Source organism: Micromonospora sp. MH99 (genome assembly GCF_021442385.1).
GTDB lineage: Bacteria > Actinomycetota > Actinomycetes > Mycobacteriales > Micromonosporaceae > Micromonospora.
The window spans coordinates 1-23,452 of record NZ_MUZA01000038.1 but is presented as its reverse complement, the minus strand read 5'-3'; the positions used below and the strand labels follow the sequence as shown (position 1 = coordinate 23,452).

The window sequence follows — 23,452 nt, the reverse complement described above, 5'->3', positions numbered from 1 at the left end:
GACCGTCGGTCAGTGCCCAACGATGGCTGCCCCGCCGCGGTCCGCATCCAACGGATCCACGATCGCACCCTGCGCGGTCAGCGTGCCCTGAGCCAGCCGGGTCACCCTCGGCGAGACCGGCGGCTCCAGGTCGGCCACCACGCGGAGGCCGGAAAGGACGTCATCGGGCCGTACGGACGGGGTGACCTGCCGCACGACCAGTTCGAGTATCGCACACGGTACGGCCGGCGCCCCGGAAGGCGTCTGCGTCGGGGAGAGGACATCGATGGACATGACCGCCGCGCGGGCGTCGAAGGTACGTCGCCCCTGCTTGGTCATCCGCTCGACCAGCACCTCGTCGGCGGCGGTGAAGGCGTCCACGGCGGCGCGCAGTGTCTCCGTGTCGACCTCGGGCAGCTCGATGTGCCAGTGCGACGCCTCGATGCGGTCCGCCAGGCTGCCACCGTCGGCGATCACCACCTCCAGCACGTCCAGCCCGGGTGAGAGCGCGGCGTCGAGCGCGGCGCGCAGCGCCTCCGGCTCGACCGGCGCCTGGAGGCCGATCTCCAGGTACTCCGCCTCGCTCGCCACCCCGGTGGGCGCGGCGCTGGCGTAGGAGATCTTCGGGTGCGGGGTGAAGCCCTGGGAAAACGCGATCGGTACGGCGGCACGGCGCAACGCACGCTCGAACGCCCGGGCGAAGTCCCGGTGCGAGGTGAACCGCAGCGGCCCGCGCTTGGCGTACCGGATGCGGGCGCGCTGAACGACCGGCGCCTGCCCACCCTCCGGCTGGTTTTTCTTACTGATCGTCTCGCTCCTCGGAACTCAGCACCGGTTGATCATGAAGTTATTGTCGGCGACACGCTGTGTTCCGAGCAACAACTTCATGATCGACGCGGGCGACGGGCGGGGCCGGGAGGGCCGGGGTCAGGGCGTGGGGGTTTTCAGGCCCTTGATCGGCGTCAGGGGCAGGAGCTTCTTGCCGGTGGGGCCGATCTGGATCTCGGTGTCCATTGAGGGACAGACGCCGCAGTCGAAGCACGGGGTCCACCGGCAGTCGTCCTGCTCGAACTCGCTCAGCGAATCCTGCCAGTCCTGCCAGAGCCAGTCCTTGTCCAGGCCCGAGTCCAGGTGGTCCCAGGGAAGGACCTCCAGCTCGTCGCGCTGGCGGGTGGTGTACCAGTCGAGATCCACCCCGAACGCCGGCAGCGTCTCGGCCGCCGCCTGCACCCAGCGCTGGTAGGAGAAGTGCTCGCTCCACCCGTCGAACCGGCCGCCGTTCTCCCAGACCTTGCGGATCACCGAGCCGACCCGGCGGTCGCCCCGGGAGAGCAGGCCCTCGATCAGCGACGGCTCGCCGTCGTGGTAGCGGTAGCCGATGGCCCGGCCCAGCGAGCGGTCCGAGTTGATCGCCTGCTTGAGGATCTTGAGCCGGTGGTCGATGACCTCGGGGCGCTCCATGGCGGCCCACTGGAACGGGGTGTGCGGCTTCGGCACGAAACCGCCGATGGAGACCGTGCAGCGGATGTCCTTCGAGCCCGTCGCGGCCCGACCGGCCTTGATCACCTCGTGGGCCATGTCGGCGATCTCGAGGACGTCCTCGTCGGTCTCGGTGGGCAGGCCGCACATGAAGTAGAGCTTCACCTGGCGCCAACCGTTGCTGTACGCGGTGACGACCGTCCGGATCAGGTCTTCCTTCGACACCATCTTGTTGATGACCTTGCGGATCCGCTCCGACCCGCCCTCCGGGGCGAAGGTCAGGCCGGTACGCCGCCCGTTGCGGGACAACTCCTGCGCGAGGTCGATGTTGAAGGCGTCGACCCGGGTCGACGGCAGCGACAGCGACACGTTCGTGCCCGCGTACTGCTCGGCCAGGCCCGAGCACATGTCGCCGATCTCCGAGTGGTCCGCCGAGGAGAGCGACAGCAGGCCGACCTCGGAGAAGCCGGAGAATTCCAGGCCCTCGCGGACCATCTGCCCGACCGTGGTGATCGACCGCTCCCGCACCGGGCGGGTGATCATGCCCGCCTGGCAGAACCGGCAGCCCCGGGTGCAGCCCCGGAAGATCTCCACCGCGTACCGCTCGTGCACCGTCTCGGCGAGCGGGACGAGGGGCTTCTTCGGGTACGGCCAGGCGTCCAGATCCATCGTCGTGCGCTTGTGCACCCGGAACGGCACGTCCGCCCGGTTCGGCACGACCCGCTGGATCCGCCCGTCGGGGAGGTAGTCGACGTCGTAGAAGCGCGGCACGTACACGCTCTCGGTGCGGGCCAGCCGCAGCAGCAGCTCGTCGCGGCCACCCGGGGAGCCCTCGGCCTTCCACTCCCGGACGATCGCGGTGATCTCCAGGACGGCTTCCTCGCCGTCGCCGAGCACTGCGGCGTCGATGAAGTCGGCGATCGGCTCCGGGTTGAAGGCGGCGTGCCCACCGGCCACGATCACCGGGTCGGCGTCGGTGCGGTCGGCGGCCAGCATCGGGATGCTGGCCAGGTCGATCGCGGTGAGCATGTTGGTGTAGCCCAGCTCGGTGGAGAAGGAGATGCCGAAGACGTCGAAATCGCGCACCGGCCGGTGGGCGTCGACGGTGAACTGCGGCACGCCGTGCGTGCGCATCAGGTTCTCCAGGTCGGGCCAGACCGCGTACGTCCGCTCGGCCAGGGTGTCGGGCAACTCGTTGAGCACCTCGTAGAGGATCTGCACACCCTGGTTGGGCAGGCCCACCTCGTACGCGTCGGGGTACATGAGCGCCCAGCGGACCGTCGCCGCGTCCCAGTCCTTGACCACCGCGCCCAGTTCACCGCCGACGTACTGGATGGGCTTGGAAACCTGAGGGAGCAGCGGCTCGAGCCGGGGCCAGACGGAATTGGTCGCGGCCGCGCGCGGCGTCGTGGACGGGGCACTCATGATGCCCAAGGGTACGCGCCCGCCCGTCGGTGACCGCGCGCACGCCACGATGCCACCCGACAACACTCCTGCACGCGCTCCGCCGCGGTGCCCGCGCGGCGGTGGTGGCGACGCGGTACTAACCTCGGACCGGCGCGAGAGGAGATTGCCGCGATGCCGGAGCCCCAGCCGGGAGCACGGCCGGCCGACGGGCGCACCCCGGACCCCGAGCCGGACGACGCTCCGGCGGTCGCCGACGAGTCGACCTCCCCACCCGTACCGCCGGACCACCCCGCCACCCCCGACCAGCCGGAACCCACGGCCCAGGAACCCGCAGCCCAACCGGAGCCGACGGCCCAGGAACCCACGGCCCAACCGGAGCCGACGGCCCAGGAACCCGCAGCCCGGAAGCCGGCGGCCCAGCCCGAACCGACGGCCCAGGAGCCGGCGGCCCAGCCGGAGCCCACGGCCCAGGAGCCTGCGGCCCCCGCCGCGTCCGCGGACTCCCCCGCGCCCCGGTGGAGTGGGTCCGCGCCGGTCCCTCCCCCGCTGCCGCGCAGGCGTGCCTGGGGTGAGTCGGCCGAGCCGACCCCGCCGCCGCCCCTGCCCGAGCAGCCACCCGAGCACCGCACCCCGGTCGACCCGTGGGCCGGGGTGGACACCGGTGGCTGGGACCTGCCCTCCGCCGAACTGCCCCCGCTGCCCCCGACGTTGGACTACCCGGCGCCCCCGTCGACCCGGCAGTGGTCCGGGCCGCCCGCACCGCCGGTGGGGACGCACCCGGTGTCGCCGCCACCCGCCCACCCGACGTCGCCCGCCTACCCGGCGCCACCCACCTACCCGGCGCCACCAGCTCATTCGGCGCCGCCCGCCCGGCCGACCCTGCCGGCGCAGCCCGGCACGGCCCGGCCCACAGCGCCGGTGCGACCCGCGAGGGTGCCGAAGCAGCGGCGGGGACGGCGGTCGGCCACGCCACCGCCGGTGACGCCACCACCTGGCTGGGAGGCCCCGAAGGGGTACGTGCCGGTCCCGGTCCGCCGCCGGCGTCGCTGGCCGTGGCTGCTGCTGCTCACCCTGGCCTGCTGCTGCGGATGTCCCGCCTACTACGGCCTACCGATCTCGTCCCAGTACCCCGCCCGCGCCGCGCTGCCCGAGCAGGTCGCCGATCTGAGCCTGCGTCAGGACGACGGCAGCGCCGCGACCTCCCGACAGCTGGAGAACGAGGTACGCCAGGAGAACTGGCTGGCCGAGGACACCTTCGCCGGCGTCTACGCCACGGGGGACGGCAAGCGGGTGACGGTCTTCGGCGGCACCGGCTTCCGGTTGACCCCGGAGGCGGACGCGGACGCGGAGATCACCCGGCTCAGTGAGCGCTACGCGCTGGAGGCGCCGGAGACGGTGCGGACCGGCGTACGGGGTCGGCACGAACGGTGTGCGATCGGCCGGCCGGCCGACGGCGACGTGGTGGTGTGCACCTCTGTCGACCACGGCAGCATCGCCACCGGGGTGTTCACCCGGCTCTCGATCTCCGACAGCGCGGCTCTGCTGGACACCCTGCGCGGCCAGATCGTCCAGCCCGAGCGGGGCTGAGCCGCGCCCGCACGCTGCCTGGAGTGCTGGCGCGCTGGCCCGCCGTGTGCCGGCGCGCTGGCCCGCCGTGTGCCGGCGCGCTGGCCCGCCGTGTGCCGGCGCGCTGGCCCGCCGTGTGCCGGCGTGTTGGTTACTGGGTGCTTGCATGACGCTGCGTCACGCCGCAGGTGGACGACAGGGCGAGCAATGCAGATACCTGTGAGTCATAAATATGACTCACAGGTATATCGCCTCCGACCGGGTTGCCCGCCAGCTCGGCGGCCGAGGCCAGCGGGTCCGACAGCAGCAGCCTGGAAAACCCCAGCCCCGCCAGCAACACCCCCGACGAACGGCAGCGCCGACAGGCGGGCATGCGCCGACAGGCGGCAGCCTGGGTCAGGCGTCGCGGGTCGGGTCCGGGTGGGCGCGCGGCGGGGCGTAGCGCGGGACGTACTCCTGGCCGGTGAGCTTCTGGATCTCGCTCATCAGCTCGTCGGTCATCTGGCGCAGCGAGGTGCGGTCGTCCGGGCGACCGGTGAAGTCCAGCGGCTTGCCGAACCGGACGGTGATCTTGGCGGTGCCGGGGCGGGGCACCCGGGCGCCGATCGGCTGGGCCTTGTCCGTGCCGATCGTGCCAACCGGGATGATCGGCACACCGGCGGAGATCGCCAGCCGGGCCGCTCCGGTCCGCCCCCGGTAGAGCTTGCCGTCCGGTGAGCGGGTGCCCTCCGGATAGACCACCACCAGGTCACCACCCTGCAACGCCGGGATGGCGGCGTCGAACGCGGACAGCGCGGCCCGCCCACCGGCCCGCTCGACCGGGATCGCGCCCAGGCCGGTGAGGACGAACTTCGAGAACGCGCCCTTCACGCCGGTGCCCTTGAAGTACTCCGACTTGGCCCAGAACGCCAGGTGCCGGGGCACCACAGTGCCGAGGAACAGCTCGTCGGCCACCGAGAGATGGTTGCCGGCGAAGATCGCGCCGCCGGTTTCCGGCACGTGTTCCAGCCCCTCCACGGTCGGGCGGAACGCCAACCGCAGCGTGGGCGCCACGGTGAGCTTGCCGATGGTGTAGAGCAGGGGCACTGGTCCTCCGGCAGATGAGGTGCGAGCAGGCGGTGTCACGGTAGCGGACGCCTCCACACCTCCCGGACGGAGGTGGGGAGGCGTCCGCACCCGCGCGTTACACCCGCCGGACGGTGACCGTCACCCGCTCGCCCTCGCCCACCTCGCCGGCGAACCCGTCGAGGCCCTCGGCGAAGTCGATCGAGTCGGCCAGCACCTCACCGGCGACGAAATCGACGTACGCGCTCACCGCCGCGCGCACCTCCTCGGACGCCGACACCGACACCACGATCCGGTCGGAGACGTCCAGGTCGGCGTCGCGGCGGGCCTGCTGCACCACCCGCACCACGTCGCGGGCGAGGCCCTCGGCGGCCAGCTCCGGGGTGACCTCGGTGTCCAGCACGACCACGCCCTCGCCGCCGGGCAGCGGCGCGGAGTGCTCGGCGTCGGCAGCGACGAGGCGCAGCTCGTACTCGCCCTCGGCCAGGGTGACGCCGGCGGCCACCGGGGTGCCGTCGACCAGCTCCCAGTCGCCGGCCTTGACCGCCTTGATCACCTGCTGGACCTGCTTGCCGACGCGCGGGCCGAGCGCCCGGGGCACCACTGTCAGCACCTGCTGGCAGTACTCGGACAGTTCCGCGCTGAACTCCACCGCCTTGACGTTCACCTCGTCGGTGATCAGGTCGGTGAACGGTCGCAGCTGCTCCGCCGCCGGCGAGGCCACGGTCAGCTTCGACAGCGGCAGGCGTACGCGCAGACCCTTGGCCTTGCGCAGCGACAGCGCAGCCGAGGCCACGGCCCGCACGTTGTCCATGGCCGCGACCAGCTCGTGGTCGGCAGGGAACTCGCTCGCCTCCGGCCAGTCGGTCAGGTGCACCGAGCGCTCCCCGGTCAGCCCGCGCCAGATCTCCTCCGCGGTCAGCGGCGCCAGCGGCGCCACCACCCGGCAGAGCGTCTCCAGCACCGTCGACAGGGTGTCGAACGCGTTGGCGTCGCCCGACCAGAACCGGTCCCGCGAGCGGCGCACGTACCAGTTGGTCAGCGCGTCCAGGTAGGACCGCACGGTGGCGCACGCGCCGGAGATGTCGTACGCGTCCATCTGCGCGCTGACCGTCGACACCAGCTCGTTGGTCTTGGCCAGGATGTACCTGTCGAGCAGGTGCGTCGAGTCGGTGCGCCGCCGCGCCTGGTACCCGTCCGCGTTGGCGTAGAGCGAGAAGAAGTACCAGACGTTCCACAGCGGCAGCAGCACCTGCCGCACGGCGTCGCGGATCAGCGTCTCGGTGACCGCCATGTCCCCGCCGCGCAGCACCGGCGAGGACATCAGCATCCAGCGCATCGCGTCCGACCCGTACGAGTCGAAGACGTGGTAGACGTCCGGGTAGTTGCGCAGGCTCTTGGACATCTTGCGCCCGTCCGAGCCGAGCAGGATGCCGTGGCTCAGGCAGTTGCGGAACGCCGGCCTGTCGAACAGCGCGGTCGCCAGCACGTGCATCGTGTAGAACCAGCCGCGGGTCTGCCCGATGTACTCGACGATGAAGTCACCCGGGTAGTGGTGCTCGAACCAGTCCGCGTTCTCGAACGGGTAGTGCACCTGGGCGAACGGCATCGACCCGGACTCGAACCAGCAGTCCAGCACCTCCGGCACCCGGCGCATCATCGACTGACCGGTCGGGTCGTCCGGGTTGGGGCGGACCAGGTCGTCCACCGCCGGCCGGTGCAGGTCGCTCAGGCGTACGCCGAAGTCCCGCTCGATGTCGGCGAGCGAGCCGTAGACGTCCAGGCGCGGGTAGTTCGGGTCGTCGGACTTCCACACCGGGATCGGGGAGCCCCAGAACCGGTTGCGGCTGATCGACCAGTCGCGGGCGTTGGCCAGCCACTTGCCGAACGAGCCGTCCTTGATGTGGCCGGGCGTCCAGTTGATCTCCTGGTTCAGCTCGACCATCCGGTCCCGGAACTTCGTGACGGCCACGAACCACGACGACACCGCCTTGTAGACCAGCGGGGTGTCGCAGCGCCAGCAGTGCGGGTACGAGTGGGTGTAGGTGTCCTGCTTGAGCACCACCCCCCGGTCCTTCAGCTCCCGGATCACCGGCTTGTTGACGTCGAAGACCTGCTCACCCTGGTACGGCGGGACCAGCGCGGTGAACCGGGTGTGGTCGTCGACGGTGACGATCGTGGGGATGCCGGCGGCGTTGCAGACGTTCTGGTCGTCCTCACCGAACGCCGGGGCGAGGTGCACGATCCCGGTGCCGTCCTCGGTGGTGACGAACTCCGCGCCGAGCACCTGGTAGGCATTCTCGCCGGCCTGCTCGACGAGGAAGTCGAACAGGGGTGTGTAGCGGCGTCCGACCAGGTCGCGGCCGTACACGGTGCCGACCTGCTCGTAGCCGTCCAGCTCCTTGGCGTACGCGGCCAGCCGCGCCGCGCCCACCACGTAGCGGTCGCCGTCGCGCTCCAGGACCGCGTACTCGATGTCCGGTCCGACGGCGAGCGCCAGGTTCGACGGCAGGGTCCACGGCGTGGTCGTCCAGACGCCCAGCTTGACCGGCCCGCGCACCAGCTCCGGTGCGGACTCGTCGGCGGTCAGCCCGAACCACACCGACAGCGTCGGGTCGTGCCGGTCCCGGTAGACGTCGTCCATCCGGGTCTCGGTGTTCGACAGCGGCGTCTCACAGCGCCAGCAGTACGCCAGCACCCGGAAACCCTCGTAGATCAGACCCTTCTCGTGCAGGGTCTTGAAGGCCCACATGACGCTTTCCATGTAGTCCAGGTCGAGGGTCTTGTAGTCGTTGGCGAAGTCGACCCAGCGGGCCTGCCGGTTGATGTACCGCTCCCAGTCCTGGGTGAACTCCAGCACGGAGGTGCGGCAGGCCTCGTTGAACCGGGCCACGCCCAGGTCGATGATCTCCGCCTTGCTGGTGATGCCGAGCTGCTTCTCGGCCACCACCTCGGCGGGCAGGCCGTGGCAGTCCCAGCCGAACCGCCGCTCCACGTGCCGCCCGCGCATGGTCTGGTAGCGCGGCACCACGTCCTTGACGTACCCGGTGAAGAGATGGCCGTAGTGCGGCAGGCCGTTGGCGAACGGCGGGCCGTCGTAGAAGACGTACTCGTTCTTGCCGTCGTCGCCGGCCGGGCGGGCCTCGACGGACGCCTCGAAGGTCTTGTCGGCCGTCCAGTGCTCCAGCACCCGGCGCTCGACCGCGGGCAGGTCCGGGCTCGCCGGGACACCGGCAGCGGTCGGGTCGTGCAACGGATAGGCCATCGGGTGTCGTTCTCCTCGCAGCTCACTCAACGTGGGTCTGCGAGGACGAACCTTCCGGGTACGCCGACGACGGCGCCCCCGGGTGGCCCGCGGTACCACCCCGCTTGGCGGTCAGGATCGACCGCCCGCTCATTTGCCGGCTGTGACGGGCCGCACCCGTCCGGTTCTACTGGGCCGGTTGCCCGGCTGTTCTTCCGGAGGCTCACCGGTGATGGCCGGGTCATCGCCTTACGGTGCACAACGATACTCGACAGGCCCACCGCCGCGCCGCCAAGTAATGGCGCGCGCGGGCACCCTAGGCTGGCCGGGTGATCCGGATCGAGTTGGACGAGCCGACGCTGGCCCGCACCCGGATCGCGATCAGCCCGCTTTGGGAGGTGCTGACCAGCCTGTACGTGCTGCACCGCAATCCGGGCGAGGCGCCCTGGCCGTACACGGGTTGGGCGCGGCACGCGCGGCGGGTGCTCGCCGAGGTGCCGGCGACGGCGCCGGTCCGGGTGTTGACGATCGGTTCACGTGCGCCGGACTTCCTCACGCCCGTCCCCTCGTCCGCCGCGCCGACGCTGGCCGAGCAGCTCGCCGAGCTGCGCGCGACACCCGCGGAGGTGATCGCCGAACAGATCCCCCGCTACCACCGCCTCGACGACCTGCCCGGGTGGCTGAGCCCGTTCGTGACGGACCGGCAGGCCGCCCTGGACCGGCTCGCCGACGGCATCGAGGCGTACTGGGACGCGGCGATCGCGCCCTGGTGGCCGGCGATGCGGGCGGCGCTGGACGAGGAGGTGCTGCACCGGGCGCGGGCGCTCGCCGCCGACGGCCCGGACGCGCTGCTGGCCGACCTGCACGAACGGGTGCGCTGGGACAAGCCGGTGCTGACGCTCGTGAAGCCGTTGGAGCAGCGCTTCGAGGCCGTGAACCAGCGCCTGCTGCTGGTTCCGTTGATCTTTTCGCGGGGTGCGCTCACCTGCTCCACCGACCATCCCGAGATCGTCGCCGTCTCGTACCAGGCGCGCGGGGCGGTGCTGCTCGCCGAGGGCGGGCCGGTACCGGCGCCGGGTGCCGCACCGACCACCGACCGGCTGGCGGTGCTGGTCGGTCGGGGTCGGGCACAGGTGCTGCGGGCGTTGACCCGACCGGCGACCACAGCCGGTCTCGCCGCGACCCTGGGGCTGGCCCCGAGCACCGTCTCGGAGCAGCTCTCGGCGCTGCTCGCCGCCGGGGTGGTGCACCGCCGCCGGGTCGGCCGTCGGGTGCTGTACGGCCTGGAGCCGGCCGGCGTGGCCCTGGTGCAGCTCGTCGGTGACGAGCCGACGACCGCATCGGCCTGAGGATTCGGCCCGGTCCGAATTCGTTTCCCACCCACCCCGGCCACTCCTAACCTCCCGACATGAGCGAACACGCGATCGAGGCGGTCGGGTTGCGGCGCACGTACCGCAGCCGCACCGGGTGGTTACGACCCCAGCGCCGGGAGGTCCAGGCGGTCCGCGGCGTCGACCTGACGGTCGGCAACGGGGAGCTGTTCGGCCTGCTCGGGCCGAACGGCGCTGGGAAGACCACGACCATCAAGCTGCTGAACACGCTGCTCATCCCGACCGCCGGTGAGGCCCGGATCTGCGGGTTCGACGTGGTCCGGCAGACCCGGGAGGTACGCCGACGGATCGGGTACGTCTTCGGCGGCGACCGCGGCCTGTACGACAGGCTCTCCGCGCGGGACAACCTGCGCTACTTCGCCGAGCTGTACGGCGTGCCGGGGCGCGAGCAGAAGCGGCGGATCGCCGAGCTGTTCGAGCTGGTCCGCCTGACCGGCCGGGAGAACGACCGGGTGGAGGGCTACTCGCGGGGCATGCGGCAGCGGCTGCACATCGCCCGGGGCCTGCTGCACCGGCCGCGTGTCCTCTTCCTCGACGAGCCGTCGATCGGGGTGGACCCGGTGGCCGCCCGGGAATTGCGGCAGACCGTCGCCGACCTCGCCGCCACCGGCACCACAGTGCTGCTCACCACCCACTACATGGCCGAGGCCGACGAGCTGTGCGGCCGCATCGCCGTGATCGCGAACGGGGCGATCCAGGCCCTCGGCACCCCGGCGGAACTGCGGCACCACGCCGACGGCCGGCAGGTGCTGGAGGTCGAGGCGTACGGGGTGAGCGACGCGCAGCTCGCGCTCATCCACGCCCTTCCCGGGGTGCGCGAGGCGAGCGTGGTCGTCACCGGCGCGGCGCAGGTGCTGACCGTGCAGTCCGACGCGGGGGTGGACGTGCAGGCGGACGTGCTGCGGGCACTGGACGGGGTGCGGCTGGGTCGTGTCACGGCCCGACGGCCCACCCTGGAGGACGCGTACGTGGCGATCGTGAACCGCGTCGACGCCCAGGCCCGACCCGCCGAGGCGGTGGGGGTGTGAGGACGCTGCGCATGATCGCCGTCGGTGCGCTGCTGCACGCCAAGCAGCTCAGCCGCTCGCCGTTCGAGATCGCCACCGCGCTGATCGTGCCGGTGGTGCAGGCGACCCTGGCCGTCTATCTCTTCCGGGCCGGCGGTGAGCCGGGTCGGCTGCTGGAGGCCGCGGTCGGGGCGGGCCTGATGGGCATCTGGTCGTCGGTGTTGTTCGGCTCGGGTGGCGCCATCCAGAACCAGCGGTGGCAGGGCACCCTGGAAATGATCATGCTGGCACCTCGCCCGCCGGCCCTGGTGGTGCTGCCGATCACCCTCGCGACCGCGCTCACCGGCACGTACGCCATGCTCGCCACCCTCGCCTGGGGTCGCCTGCTGTACGGCATCCCGCTGACCTTCGCCGACCCGCTGGCGTTCGCGGTCGCGGTGCCCGGCTGCATCATCAGCCTCGGCATGTTCGGTCTGCTGCTCGCCTCGACGTTCGTGCTGCTGCGCAACGCCAACGCGCTCACCAACACGATGGAGTACCCGATCTGGCTGGTCTCCGGGATGCTCATCCCGATCACCGCGCTGCCCGGCTGGACCGGCCCGATCGGCGCCGTGCTGCCCACCACGTGGGGAGCGCGGGCGGTCCGTGAGGCGGCCACCGGCAGCGGGCCGGTCTGGCCCTCGCTCGGCATCTGCCTCGCGATCAGCGTGGCCTGCCTGGCTCTCGGTGCGCTCATGATGACCCACGTCGAGCGGCGGGCCCGCGCGGCGGCCACCCTCGCCCTGGCCTGAGGAGGCGACGATGACCGCACTGCTGCGCCTGATCGGGACCGGTGGCGTGATCGCCTACCGGGCCCTGTTCAACTGGACCACCCCGGCGATGTTCGTCGGCACGCTGCTCGTCGGCCCGCTGTTCCAACTGCTCTTCTTCGCCTACCTGGGCCGGCAGCTCGGCGTCGCCGACGACGGCTTCTACATCACCGGCAACGCCGTGCTGGCGGCCTCGCTGGCCTGCGTGTTCGGCGGCACCATGGCCGTCTCCAACGAGCGGCGCTTCGGGACCCTCGGGCACGTGCTGCTCTCCCCCCGCAGCCGCACCGCGGTGTTCCTCGGCCGGGTCCTGCCGTACGCCGGCAACGGGCTGCTGATCGCGGTGACCACGCTCACCGCGGCGTCGCTGCTGCTGGGCCTGCGGGTGCCGGTCGACGCGCTGCCGGGGTTGCTGCTCACCCTGGCGGTGGCGGCGCTGGCGTGCGGGTTCTTCGGCCTGACGCTGGGTGCGATCGGGCTGCGGTTCCGCGACGTCTGGCTGGTCTCCAACGTGTCGGTGGCCCTGCTGCTCCTGCTCACCGGGGTGAACGTGCCCGCCGCCGGGTTACCGGCCTGGATGCGGGTCACCGGCGAGCTGCTGCCGATCACCCACGCGGCCGAGGCGGCCCGCCGGCTGGTCGCCGGCGAGGGTTTCCGGGCCGCCGCACCCCAGCTCGCCGCCGAACTGGCCATCGCCGTCGCGTACGCGATCCTGGCCGCCGTCCTGCTCAAGGTCTTCGAAGCCGAGTCCCGCCGCCGAGCCTCCCTGGAAACCCTGTAGCCCCCCGCCCACCCCCGGTGATCATGAAGTTATTGCCGCGACACGCCGCTGCGGCGGGCAATAACTTCATGATCGACCGAAGGCCGGGGCCGGGGCCGGGGTGGGGTTACGGGGCGGGGAGGGTGGTGTTCCAGAGGGAGGCGCCGTCGCGGTCGCGCAGATGGACCGTCAGGGCCGCCGACTCGCCGTCGATCGACACCTCGCCGAAGTGCTGGAAGCCCTCGGCCGGTGAGGTGTTGGCGCGCGGCGGGGCATGCACGAAGACCGCCTGCGGGCCGAACGTGCCGTCCAGGGCGTTCGGGCCGAACGCGCCGGCGTGCGCCGGGCCGGAGACGAACTCCCAGAACGGCGTGAAGTCGCCGACCGCCGCCCGGGACGGGTCGTAGTGGTGCGCGGCGGAGTAGTGCACGTCGGCGGCGAGGAAGACCATGCCGGTCACCTGGGCCCGATGGGTGGCCCGCAGCACCTCGGCGAACTCCAGCTCACGACCGAGCGGCGCACCGCTGTCGCCCTGCGCGACACCCTCCTGCGCCCCCGGACCGTCCGGCACCACGACCCCGATCGGCAGGTCGTTGGCGATCACCTTCCAGGTCGCCGTGGAGCGCTTCAGCTCCCGGATCAGCCACTCCCGCTGCTCGCGGCCGAGCAGACCGCGCTTCGGGTCGGCGTACGTGTTGCCGTCGTTGGGGTCCTTGTGGGTGCGCATGTCGAGCACGAACACGTCCAAGAGCGGCCCGTACGGGATCCGTCGGTACAGCGGCCCGTCGTCCGGCACGGGCAGCCACTCGTGGAACGCCTGACTGGCCCGCGCGGCGAGCACGTCGACACGCTGCTCGGTGTAGCGCGGGTCGTCCAGGATCTCCCCCGGGTACCAGTTGTTGAGGACCTCGTGGTCGTCCCACTGGTTGATCTGCGGCACCGCCGCGGCGAACTCCCGCAGGTGCGCGTCGAGCAGGTTGTAGGCGAACTGTCCCCGGTACTCGGTGAGCGTCTCGGCGACCTTGCTCTTCTCGGGGGTCACCAGGTTGCGCCAGATCCGCCCGTCGGGCAGCGTCACCGACTCGGCCAGCGGCCCGTCGGCGTACACGGTGTCGCCGCTGCACAGGTAGAAGTCCGGACGGACCTCCCGCATCGCCCGGAAGATCGACAGTCCGCCGTAGGTGGGGTCGATCCCCCAACCCTGCCCGACGATGTCCCCGGTCCACACGAACGACACGTCGCGTCGCCGGTGCCGGCCCGGCGCGGTGGTCAGCGACCCGGTCAGCGGCTCGCTGACCACCCCGTGCCGCTCCAGGCTCTCCACCCGGACCCGGTAGTGCAGCCGCTCGGCGTCCGGCAGGCCCCGCAGCCGCACCTTGCCGGTGAAGTCCCCGCTCGGGCCGAGCACCGGACCCCGCAGCTGCCGGGCGCCCCGGAAGTCGGGCCGCCGGCTCACCTCGACAAGCATCCGGCCCGGACGGTCGGCCCGCGTCCAGACCAGCGCCGAATCGGCGGTCACGTCGCCGCTCTGCACGCCGTGGGTGAGCACGGGGCGTCCCGCCGGACGCCAGGCCGGGGCGGCGTTCGCGCCGCCGCCGCCCAGCAGCGCACCGCCGGCGACTCCGGCCCCGGCCACCAAACCGGCCCGCAGCAGGGTACGTCGATCAAGCTCGGTCATGCTTCCTCCCGGTCATGGGTTGACCCCGTCGGTCTACCCGGCGGAGATGACCGCGACCGGCGGCCCGGATGACCGGGGCCCGAACGCCTGCTGTCCGGCCGGAACGCTTCCGGCCGGCCCACCACGCGTGACCGGGGTCACCACGACGGTTGTCACGGCAGACCCCGGTCGGACCGTCGTAGCGGTGTCGGATCGAACAGGGAGTTGGTCATGCAACGAATGAGGCTCTTCGAGGTCGCGCCGCAGGGATACCAGGCCGTGTCGGGCCTGGAGAAGTACGTCCAGGCGAACGTCGACCACACCGTGCTGGAGCTGGTCAAGCTGCGGGCGTCGATGCTGAACGGCTGCGCGTACTGCGTGGACATGCACAGCCGCGACGCCCTCGCCGCCGGCGAGTCGAGCCGGCGGCTGTTCGCGGTGTCCGCCTGGCGGGAGGCGCTGTCGTTCTTCGACGAGCGGGAGCAGACCGCGCTAGCGCTCACCGACGCGGTGACCCGGCTCGGCGAGCACGGCGTGTCGGACGAGGTGTGGGACGCCGCCGCGAAGGTCTGGTCGGAGAAGGAACTGGCCGATCTGGTCCTCGCGATCGCCACAATCAACGTGTGGAATCGTATCGCCGTGACGACGCACACGGAGCCCCCGGCGCAGGTGTGACGACCGAGGCGGCAGAGGCGGCCGGTGCGCTCCAGGCGCACCGGCCGATGCTGCTCGGGCTCGCCTACCGCCTGCTCGGCAGCCGGCACGACGCCGAGGACGTGCTCCAGGAGGCGTACCTGCGGTGGCTCGGCGTGGACCGCGCCACAGTGGCCGAGCCGCGCCGCTACCTGTCCCGGGTGGTCACGCGGCTGGCGATGGACCGGCTGCGGACCCGGCAGGCGGCCCGCGAGACGTACGTCGGGCCATGGCTGCCCGAGCCGGTGCCGACCGAGCCCTCGCCGTTCGGGCCACTGGACCGCGCGGAGCTGCGCGACTCGCTGTCCACCGCCCTGCTGCACGTCCTGGAGCGGCTCACCCCGCCGGAGCGCGCGGTGTACGTCCTGCACACCGCGTTCGACCTGCCGTACGCCGAGATCGCGGAGATCCTGGACCGGAGCCCCGAGGACTGTCGGCAACTGCACCACCGGGCGGCCACCCGGGTACGCCAGGAGCGCCGCCGCTTCACCGCCAGCCGGTCGGAGCGTGAGCGGCTGCTGGAGGCGTTCCTCGCCGCCGCCCGAAACGGCGACCTGGCGACGCTCACCAGTCTGGTGGCTGCGGACGTGACGGCGTGGAACGACGGCGGCGGCCGGGTGCGTTCCGCCCGCAACCCGCTGCACGGCGCCGACCGGGTCGCCCGGTTCTACGCCGGGATCTACGGCCCCGGCCGCGAGTGGACGGCGCGTCGGGTCGAGATGAACGGCGAACCGGCCATCCTGCTGACCCGCCGCTCCGACGGCGGCCGGTACACGATGACCGTCACCGCCGACGCCGGCCGGATCACCGGGATCTACGTCGTGGGCAACCCGGAGAAGCTGCCGCCGGTCGACTGAACCCCCGCGCTGTCAGCTGAGCTCGGGGAACCAGAGCCCGATCTCGCGCTTGGCGCTGTCCGTCGAGTCGGAGGCGTGTACGAGGTTCTCCCGGTTGGACAGCGACAGGTCGCCCCGGATCGTGCCGGCGGCTGCCTTGCGGCCGTCGGTCGCGCCGACCAGCCCGCGGACCACGTCGATGACCTGGTCGCCGGAGAGCACCAGGGCGACCAGCGGGCCGCCGGTCATGAAGTCCTTCAGCGGCGGGTAGAACGCCTTGTCGACGTGCTCGGCGTAGTGCGCATCGGCGAGCGCGGCGTCCATCGTCCGGTGCACCATCGCGTCGATCCGCAGCCCCTTGCGCTCGAAGCGGGAGAGGACCTCGCCGACCAGACCGCGGCGGACCGCGTCGGGCTTGATCAGCACGAGGCTGCGCTCATCCGGGCTGTTGCTGGACACGCTGGGTTCCTCCTGTACGCGCAGAACGCTTGGGCTCGGTACGGTCAGCCTAGCGACCCGGTCCCGGCGCCGGCGCGGCGGCCGGTCTTTCCCCCGGTGGCCGATCCGGCCTAGCCTGGCCCTGACCCCCGGGAGGTCCACTGTGGCGAATGGCGGGAACCGGCCCATCGCGCCGGTACGCAAGCTCATCGGCACGGTGCTCGGCACCGTGGCCACCTTCGTCGTCCTCTTCGGGCTGGGCATGACCAGCTGGGCCATCGTGGCCCTCGGGGTCGCCCTGCTGGTGCTGGCGATCGCGCTGGCGACCGTACGCGGCGGCGGGCGCACCTGGGTGGTGGGCGTGGCGCACGTGCACAGCGCCTCCGAACCACCCACCCAGTACGCGTTCGGCCGGTGCGAGCTGCAACTGGTCATCGACGCGCCAGGTCTGCCACCCCGATCCAAGAAGATCATCGAGCCGCGGGTGCCGGTCTCGAAGTGGCCGTCGCTGGGTCAGACCCTGCCGATCCGGGTCGCGTTGGACGACCAGCGGCACGTCAAGGTCCTCTGGGACGAGGTGCCCACCCACGCCGAGACCGCGGCGGCCGTCGCCGACCTCCCACCGGAGTTCGGCGACATCGACGCCGTGGACGACGTGATCATCCAACAGGACGCCCCGCCGTGGGCCGACCGCGCTGCCGACGACGACTTCCGGGACGGGCGCGACTCCGAAGGGTTCCTTGACCCGCGTGCCCGCGACGGCGACCCGTTCCGCGACGCCCGCGACGGTGATCCGTTCCGCGACGCCCGCGACGGCGACCCGTTCCGCGACCCGCGCGGCCCCGAGGTGTTCCGTGACGCGCGCGGCCCCGACCCGCTGCGCGACGACCCGGCGCTCGCGCCCGACGAGCGCGAGCCGGTGGTCATGAGCCAGAGCCCGGGCGGTCCGGTGGTGCTCGAAGGCGTCGTCGTCGAGCCGCAGCCCGGTTCGGGGCTGCCCCGACGGGCCACCCCCGCACCGCGTCCACCGGCGGAGGAGCACTTCGACGAGCCCGACGCCGACCCGCTCGCCCCGATCGACGACCGCATCGACCCGACGACCGACGACCGGCGGGCGACCGCCGAGGCCCGCCTCGATGCGCCCGCCGCGCCGCGCGTCGATCCACCTCCGGCGCAGCGCACCGGCCCGGTCGCCATGGACCCGTTGGACCCGCTGGACCTGCCGCTGGACGATCCGACCCCGACCGGGACGGCCCGCGAGACCGTCACCGCCGAGGACCTGGACGAGGCGATCTTCGGGTACGACGGCGCGTCCGCGGCCGATCCGGCCGGCCCGATCAGCGGTGTCGGCCTGACCCTGCTGGTCACCGACCTGTCCCGGTCGCTCGCCTTCTACCGCGACATGCTCGGCTTCAGCGAGGTCGACCAGGGCGCCGGCAATGCCGTGCTCGCCTTCGGCACGACCCGACTGGTGCTGCGCGAGGTGACCGGAGCCGCGCCGATCAGCCGCCGGCTGGTGCACGTCAACCTCGAGGTGGACGACATCGAGGCGGCGTACGGCCGGCTGCGCGACTCCGGCGTGCGCTTCACGTACGCGCCCCGGGTGGTCAACCGGGGCAGCCGGCTGGAGGTGTGGGCGGCGGCCTTCCGCGACCCGGACGGCCACGGCATCGCCCTCACCCAGTGGCGCGAACGCGCCGACGCCTGACCCGGCCGGGTCGTCGGCGCGTCTAGCCGAGGATGACCCGGCGGACGTGCAGCGCGTACGCCCAGACCAGGGCGAAGATGATGCCCAGCACGAGCAGCGACCAGTGCAGCAGACCAGCCAGCAGCAGCAGGCCCTGCAGCACGGTGCCGGCGTGCCAGGCCCAGGGGCGGCGCATCATGCCGGCGAGCAGGACGGCGACGACCGCCAGGGCCACCACCGCCGCGATCGCGGCCCCGCCGAGGTCGCCACCGACCACCCGGATGGGCTGGATGGCCAGCAGCAGCACCAGAGCCTCCAGGCTGAGCGTCCCGGCGCCCAGGCCGCGTACCGCCCGCTCCGGGTTGCGCAGCCCGGACCGGCGCGGCTGCCCGGCCTCCGACTCCCCCACCGACGGTCCGGTCGTGCCCTGACCACCGGTGGACCCGCCCGCCTCGCCGTCCGACGGGAGGGTCGGGTCGTCGGTGGCGCGCGGGCCGTGCTCGGGGCCGGTCATCGCTTCAACAGCCGGCGGGCGTCGGCCACCGTGACCACCGAACCGGTCACCAGGACCCCGACGCCGCTGAGCTCTCCGGGGACGTCCTCCTCGGCCAGCGCGACCGCCAGCTCGATCGCGTCCGGCAACTCCTCGGCCACCTCGACGCGCTCCTCGCCGAAGATCTCGGCGGCCAGCGCGGCGAGTTCCTTCGTCGGCATCGCCCGTGGCGAACTGTTGCGGGTCACCACCACGACGTCGGCCACCGGCTCCAGCAGCTCCAACAGGCTGCCCGCGTCCTTGTCGGCGAGCACCCCGACAAGCGCCACCAGCTTGCTGAACGCGAACTCCTCCTGCAGGGCGTTGACCGTCGCGGCCATGCCGTGCGGGTTGTGCGCACCGTCGAGCAGAACTGTGGGTGCACTGCGGACCCGCTCCAACCGGCCCGGGGAGCTGGCCGTGGCGAAGCCCTCCCGGACGGCCTCGATGTCCAGCTGCCGTCGGGCCCCGGCACCGAGGAACGCCTCCACCGCGGCGAGCGCCACCGCGGCGTTCTGCGCCTGGTGCGCGCCGTGCAGCGGGAGGAACACCTCGTCGTAGACGCCACCGAGGCCCTGCAGTTTGAGCACCTGCCCGCCGACGGCGACCGCGCGGCTCAGGACCCCGAACTCGCCGCCCTCGCGGGCGATGGTGGCGCCCACCTCGGCGCACCGTTCGAGCAGGGGGCGCGCGGCCTCCTCCTCCTGCGCCGCGGCGATCACCGTGGCGCCCGGGTGGATGATGCCGGCCTTGGCCAGCGCGATGTCCTGGAGGGTGTCGCCGAGCCACTCGGTGTGGTCCAGACCGATCGGGGTGATCACGCACACCCCGGCCTGGATGACGTTCGTGGCGTCCTCGGCGCCGCCGAGCCCCACCTCGACCACTGCGATGTCGACAGGCGCGTCGGCGAACGTGGCGAACGCCAGCGCGGTGGTCATGTCGAAGTACGTCAGCGGCTCGTCCGACCGGGCGTCGACCAGCTCGGCCAGCGGCTTGATCTCCCCGTACACGGCGGCGAACCGCTCCTCGCTGACCGGCTCGCCGTCCAGGCTGATCCGCTCCCGCACTGTCTCCAGGTGCGGGCTCGTGTACCGGCCGGTGTGCAGCCCGAACGCCCGCAGCAGCGAGTCGATCATCCGCGCGGTGGAGGTCTTGCCGTTGGTGCCGGTCAGGTGGATCGCCGGGTACGCCCGCTGCGGGCTGCCGAGCAGATCGAGCAGCGACTCGATGCGGTCCAGCTCGAACACCATGCGGGTGAAACCGCGGGCGTTCAGCTCGGCCTCGGCGGCGGCGAAATCGGTACGGTCGGTCACGAGGGCAGTGTCTCCAGAGCAGCGTCGATCCGGACCAGGTCGGCCTCGGCGGTGGCGAGCCGGTCGCGGATCTTCGCGACGACCGGCTCGGGGGCCTTGCCGATGAAGGCAGGGTTGTCGAGCTTCGCCCGGGCCTGCGCGACCTCCTTCTCGGCGGCAGCGCGGTCCTTCGTGAGCCGGGCCCGCTCGGCGGCCAGGTCGATCGACCCCCGGGTGTCCAACGCGACACCTACCGCGCCGGGCATGGCCAGCGTGGCGCTGGCCTGGAAGTCGTCCCCGGCCGGGTCCAGCCGGACCAGCGACCTGATCAGCGGTTCGTGGGCCGCGATGCCGGCCCCGGCCAGCCCGTCCAGGCGGGCGGCCACCCGCTGCGTCGGGCGCAGCCCCTGGTCGGAACGGAACCGGCGGATCTCGGTGACCACCCGCTGCACGCCGGCCAGCTCGGCCTCGGCGGCGTCGTCGATCAGCGACCGGTCGGCCGCCGGCCAGGCGGCGGCCTGGACCGTCTCGCCGCCGGTCAGCGCGAGCCACAGCTCCTCGGTGACGAACGGGATGACCGGGTGCAGCAGCCGCAGCAGCTGGTCGAGCACGTGCCCGAGCACCCTCCGGGTGGCGTCGGCCCGCTCGCCGCCCTCGGCGAGCACGGGCTTGCTCAGCTCGACGTACCAGTCGCAGACGTCGTCCCAGGCGAAGTGGTAGAGCAGGTCGCACACCTTGGCGAACTCGTACGCCTCGAACTGCTCGTCGACCTCGGCGGTGACGTGCGCCAGCCGGGACAGGATCCACCTGTCGACTGTGGAGAGCTGCTCGACCGGCGGCAGGTCGCCAGTGGTGTGCGCGCCGTTCATCAGCGCGAACCGGGTGGCGTTCCAGAGCTTGTTGCAGAAGTTGCGCGAGCCCTGGCACCACTCCTCGCTGACCGGCACGTCCTGGCCGGGGTTCGCGCCCCGGGCCAGGGTGAACCGGGTGGCGTCGGCGCCGTACCTGTCGATCCAGTCCAGCGGGTCGACCACGTTGCCGAACGACTTCGACATCTTCTTGCCGAACTGGTCACGCACCATGCCGTGCAGCGCGACAACGTCGAAGGGCGGCCGGCCGTCCATCGCGTACAGGCCGAACATCATCATCCGGGCGACCCAGAAGAACAGGATGTCGTACCCGGTGACCAGCACGCTGGTCGGGTAGAACTTCGCCAGGTCCGGGGTCTCTTCGGGCCAGCCGAGGGTGGAGAACGGCCACAGGCCGCTGGAGAACCAGGTGTCCAGGACGTCCTCGTCCTGGTGCCAGCCCTCGCCGGTCGGTGCCTCCTCGTCGGGGCCGACGCAGACGATCTCACCCGCCGGGCCGTACCAGACCGGGATGCGGTGCCCCCACCACAGCTGGCGGGAGATGCACCAGTCGTGCATGTTGTCGACCCAGGCGAAGTAGCGCTTGGCCAGCTCGGCCGGCTCGATGCGCACCCGGCCGTCGCGCACCGCGTCGCCGGCGGCCTGCGCGAGCGGGGCGGTGTTGACGAACCACTGCAGCGACAGCCGCGGCTCGACGGTGGTCTTGCAGCGCGAGCAGTGCCCGACCGCGTGCACGTACGGCCGCTTCTCGGCGACGATCCGGCCCTGCTCACGCAGCGCGGCCACGATCGCCGGTCGCGCCTCGAACCGGTCCAGTCCCTCGAACGGGCCGGGCACGGTGATCACACCGCGCTCGTCCATCACGGTCAACGCGGGCAGGTCGTGACGCTGGCCGATCTCGAAGTCGTTCGGGTCGTGGGCGGGCGTCACCTTGACCATGCCGGTGCCGAAGGACGGGTCGACGTGCGCGTCGGCGACGATCGGGATCCGCCGGCCGGTGAGCGGCAACTCGACCTCGGTGCCGATCAGGTGCTGGTAGCGCTCGTCGTCGGGGTGCACCGCGACGGCGGTGTCGCCGAGCATCGTCTCGGCCCGGGTGGTGGCCACCACGACCTCGTCGCTGTAGCGGATGGAGATCAGCTCACCGTCGTCGTCGGTGTGCTCGACCTCGATGTCGGAGAGCGCGGTGAGACAGCGCGGGCACCAGTTGATGATCCGGTTGGCCCGGTAGATGAGGCCGTCGTCGAAGAGCTTCTTGAAGATCGTCTGGACGGCGCGGGTCAGCCCCGCGTCCATGGTGAAGCGCTCACGGTCCCAGTCCACGGAGTCGCCGAGGCGGCGCATCTGGCCGAGGATGGCGCCGCCGGACTCGGCCTTCCACTGCCAGACCCGCTCGACGAACTTCTCCCGGCCGAGATCGTGTCGGGACAGGCCCTCGGCGGCGAGCTGACGCTCGACCAGGTTCTGGGTGGCGATGCCGGCGTGGTCCATGCCGGGCAGCCACAGCGCCTCGAAGCCCTGCATCCGCTTACGCCGGGTCAACGCGTCCATGAGCGTGTGCTCGAACGCGTGGCCCATGTGCAGCGAGCCGGTGACGTTCGGCGGCGGGATGACGATGGTGAAGGGGGGCTTGTCGCTGTCGGCGGAGGCCCGGAAGTGCCCAGCGGCTACCCACTGCTCGTACCGTCGCTGCTCTACCTCGCCGGGCTGGTACTGGCCGGCGAGGGTCGGGGCGTCGGGGCGTCGGGCATCCAGTCTCTCGGTCACCTGACAAGTCTACGGAGGGCTTCCGCGGACCTGACGTGCGCCACCTCTCGTTCGCGTACGGTGTCGGCTATGTCCGACGCACATCTCACCGAACGTCCGCTCGACGACAGTCACGAGCCGATCTTGCTGACCGAAGAGCCGATCCAGCTGAGCACCCGGGACACCGGGGGCGACCCCGACGAACGGTCCGGTGGCTGGTCCCGGCGCCGCAAGATCGGTTGGACGGTCGCGCTGGTCGTGGGTCTCGCGGGCGCGAGCGTGCTGGGAGTCGGGGGGTGGCGTGTGGCGCAGCAGAAGGACACCCGGCTGAGTTCACCGGACCAGGTGGCGGGGTTGACCCGGGACGACAGCGAGCGGGCCAGGAGCACGGCGGACTACCTGCGCAGCGGCCTGGCCGCCGACATCGAGCTGGACCGCAGTTTCGGCACCGTCTACCGCGACCCGGCCGACGACAAGCGCTCGGTGCTGATCTTCGGCGGCACCACGCTGCTCTGGCAGCCCGAGCGCGATCTGGACAGCCTCTTCGGCCTGATGTCCGACGAGACCGGCGCGGTGACCGGCCTGCGCGAGGTGCCCGCGGGCGACCTGGGCGGCGTCATGAAATGCGGCAGCACCAGTGGCGACGGCGGCGACTTCGCGGTGTGTGGCTGGGCGGACCACGGCAGCGTCGTGATGGCGATGTTCCCCGGTAGGTCGGTGACGGACGCCGGCGCCCTGTTCCGTGACCTTCGCGGGGACATGCAGACCCGGGACTGATCCGCGCTCGTCAGGGCGGCGGATCCTCGGTGCCCCCTGGCCGTCCCGTGTCGGGGCTGTCCGATGACAGCAAAAGCCCCGATGTCAGCGGCACCGGATCGGGGAACGCAGAAAAGGCCACCCCAATGGGGGTGGCCTTTTCTGGAAGATTGTCCGGCGGTGTCCTACTCTCCCACACCCTCACGAGTGCAGTACCATCGGCGCTGGAGGGCTTAGCT

General features: G+C 72.0%; 18 protein-coding genes. 9 read left to right on the top strand and 9 right to left on the bottom strand.

Features of this window, described 5'->3' with window-relative positions:
- Positions 1-9 precede the first annotated feature (9 nt).
- Together B0E54_RS19745 and B0E54_RS19740 are read right to left on the bottom strand one after the other, a co-directional pair.
- Entirely contained in the window at positions 10-729 is a 720-nt protein-coding gene (locus B0E54_RS19745; RefSeq protein WP_308195382.1) for a TIGR03936 family radical SAM-associated protein, read from the bottom strand.
- A gap of 177 nt (positions 730-906) precedes the next feature.
- Positions 907-2,883: a TIGR03960 family B12-binding radical SAM protein gene (locus B0E54_RS19740; protein WP_234586841.1), complete on the bottom strand. Its 1,977-nt coding sequence runs from the start codon at positions 2,881-2,883 to the stop codon at positions 907-909.
- Positions 2,884-3,036: 153 nt separating this feature from the next.
- Here B0E54_RS19740 and B0E54_RS19735 point away from each other — a divergent pair, with 153 nt between their 5' ends.
- Complete coding sequence (locus B0E54_RS19735) at positions 3,037-4,452, top strand: hypothetical protein (RefSeq protein WP_234586839.1); 1,416 nt, start codon at positions 3,037-3,039, stop codon at positions 4,450-4,452.
- A 375-nt stretch (positions 4,453-4,827) separates the two neighbouring features.
- Here B0E54_RS19735 and B0E54_RS19730 read toward each other — a convergent pair whose 3' ends face one another.
- The gene (locus B0E54_RS19730) at positions 4,828-5,517 is read right to left on the bottom strand and encodes a 1-acyl-sn-glycerol-3-phosphate acyltransferase (RefSeq protein WP_234586837.1); all 690 of its coding nucleotides are present in this window, start codon (positions 5,515-5,517) and stop codon (positions 4,828-4,830) included.
- A 97-nt stretch (positions 5,518-5,614) separates the two neighbouring features.
- Entirely contained in the window at positions 5,615-8,761 is a 3,147-nt protein-coding gene (gene ileS, locus B0E54_RS19725; RefSeq protein WP_234586834.1) for an isoleucine--tRNA ligase, read from the bottom strand.
- A 308-nt stretch (positions 8,762-9,069) separates the two neighbouring features.
- Here ileS and B0E54_RS32800 point away from each other — a divergent pair, with 308 nt between their 5' ends.
- The 4 genes from B0E54_RS32800 to B0E54_RS19705 are packed head-to-tail and all read left to right on the top strand — an operon-like array spanning position 9,070 to position 12,728.
- Complete coding sequence (locus B0E54_RS32800; protein ID WP_234586832.1) at positions 9,070-10,089, top strand: ArsR family transcriptional regulator; 1,020 nt, start codon at positions 9,070-9,072, stop codon at positions 10,087-10,089.
- 59 nt (positions 10,090-10,148) lie between these two features.
- Positions 10,149-11,159: an ABC transporter ATP-binding protein gene (locus B0E54_RS19715; protein WP_234586829.1), complete on the top strand. Its 1,011-nt coding sequence runs from the start codon at positions 10,149-10,151 to the stop codon at positions 11,157-11,159.
- 11 nt (positions 11,160-11,170) lie between these two features.
- Complete coding sequence (locus tag B0E54_RS19710) at positions 11,171-11,929, top strand: ABC transporter permease (RefSeq protein ID WP_234586827.1); 759 nt, start codon at positions 11,171-11,173, stop codon at positions 11,927-11,929.
- A 10-nt stretch (positions 11,930-11,939) separates the two neighbouring features.
- A complete protein-coding gene (locus B0E54_RS19705; RefSeq protein WP_234586825.1) occupies positions 11,940-12,728 on the top strand; it encodes an ABC transporter permease in 789 nt (262 codons plus the stop codon).
- Between the two features lie 106 nt (positions 12,729-12,834).
- On the opposite strand, the gene B0E54_RS19700 is transcribed toward B0E54_RS19705, so the two are convergent.
- Complete coding sequence (locus B0E54_RS19700; protein WP_234586822.1) at positions 12,835-14,385, bottom strand: alkaline phosphatase; 1,551 nt, start codon at positions 14,383-14,385, stop codon at positions 12,835-12,837.
- Between the two features lie 210 nt (positions 14,386-14,595).
- Between B0E54_RS19700 and B0E54_RS19695 the strand changes: the two genes are divergently transcribed.
- Positions 14,596-15,039: a carboxymuconolactone decarboxylase family protein gene (locus B0E54_RS19695; RefSeq protein ID WP_234586820.1), complete on the top strand. Its 444-nt coding sequence runs from the start codon at positions 14,596-14,598 to the stop codon at positions 15,037-15,039.
- The gene (gene sigJ, locus B0E54_RS19690) at positions 15,036-15,914 is read left to right on the top strand and encodes an RNA polymerase sigma factor SigJ (RefSeq protein ID WP_234586818.1); all 879 of its coding nucleotides are present in this window, start codon (positions 15,036-15,038) and stop codon (positions 15,912-15,914) included. The genes B0E54_RS19695 and sigJ overlap by 4 nt, the downstream gene beginning before the upstream one ends.
- 12 nt (positions 15,915-15,926) lie before the next feature.
- Here sigJ and ndk read toward each other — a convergent pair whose 3' ends face one another.
- Positions 15,927-16,352: a nucleoside-diphosphate kinase gene (gene ndk, locus B0E54_RS19685; protein WP_234586815.1), complete on the bottom strand. Its 426-nt coding sequence runs from the start codon at positions 16,350-16,352 to the stop codon at positions 15,927-15,929.
- A 142-nt stretch (positions 16,353-16,494) separates the two neighbouring features.
- Here ndk and B0E54_RS19680 point away from each other — a divergent pair, with 142 nt between their 5' ends.
- Positions 16,495-18,039 (top strand): VOC family protein, encoded by a 1,545-nt coding sequence (locus B0E54_RS19680; protein ID WP_234586813.1) that lies wholly within the window; start codon positions 16,495-16,497, stop codon positions 18,037-18,039.
- A 22-nt stretch (positions 18,040-18,061) separates the two neighbouring features.
- On the opposite strand, the gene B0E54_RS19675 is transcribed toward B0E54_RS19680, so the two are convergent.
- Genes B0E54_RS19675 through B0E54_RS19665 form a run of 3 tightly spaced genes read right to left on the bottom strand, consistent with a single transcriptional unit; the run spans position 18,062 to position 22,478 of the window.
- Positions 18,062-18,532 carry a DUF4233 domain-containing protein gene (locus B0E54_RS19675; RefSeq protein WP_234586811.1) on the bottom strand — a complete coding sequence of 157 codons (471 nt, stop codon included), beginning with the start codon at positions 18,530-18,532 and terminating at the stop codon, positions 18,062-18,064.
- On the bottom strand, positions 18,529-19,863 hold the full coding sequence (locus B0E54_RS19670; RefSeq protein WP_234586809.1) for a folylpolyglutamate synthase/dihydrofolate synthase family protein: 1,335 nt from the start codon (positions 19,861-19,863) through the stop codon (positions 18,529-18,531). Before B0E54_RS19670 ends, B0E54_RS19675 begins: the two co-directional genes overlap by 4 nt.
- Positions 19,860-22,478 (bottom strand): valine--tRNA ligase, encoded by a 2,619-nt coding sequence (locus B0E54_RS19665; RefSeq protein WP_234586806.1) that lies wholly within the window; start codon positions 22,476-22,478, stop codon positions 19,860-19,862. Before B0E54_RS19665 ends, B0E54_RS19670 begins: the two co-directional genes overlap by 4 nt.
- Positions 22,479-22,547: 69 nt before the next feature.
- On the opposite strand from B0E54_RS19665, the gene B0E54_RS19660 reads away from it, so the two are divergent.
- Positions 22,548-23,234 carry a hypothetical protein gene (locus tag B0E54_RS19660; RefSeq protein ID WP_234586804.1) on the top strand — a complete coding sequence of 229 codons (687 nt, stop codon included), beginning with the start codon at positions 22,548-22,550 and terminating at the stop codon, positions 23,232-23,234.
- The last annotated feature ends 218 nt before the right edge of the window (positions 23,235-23,452 follow it).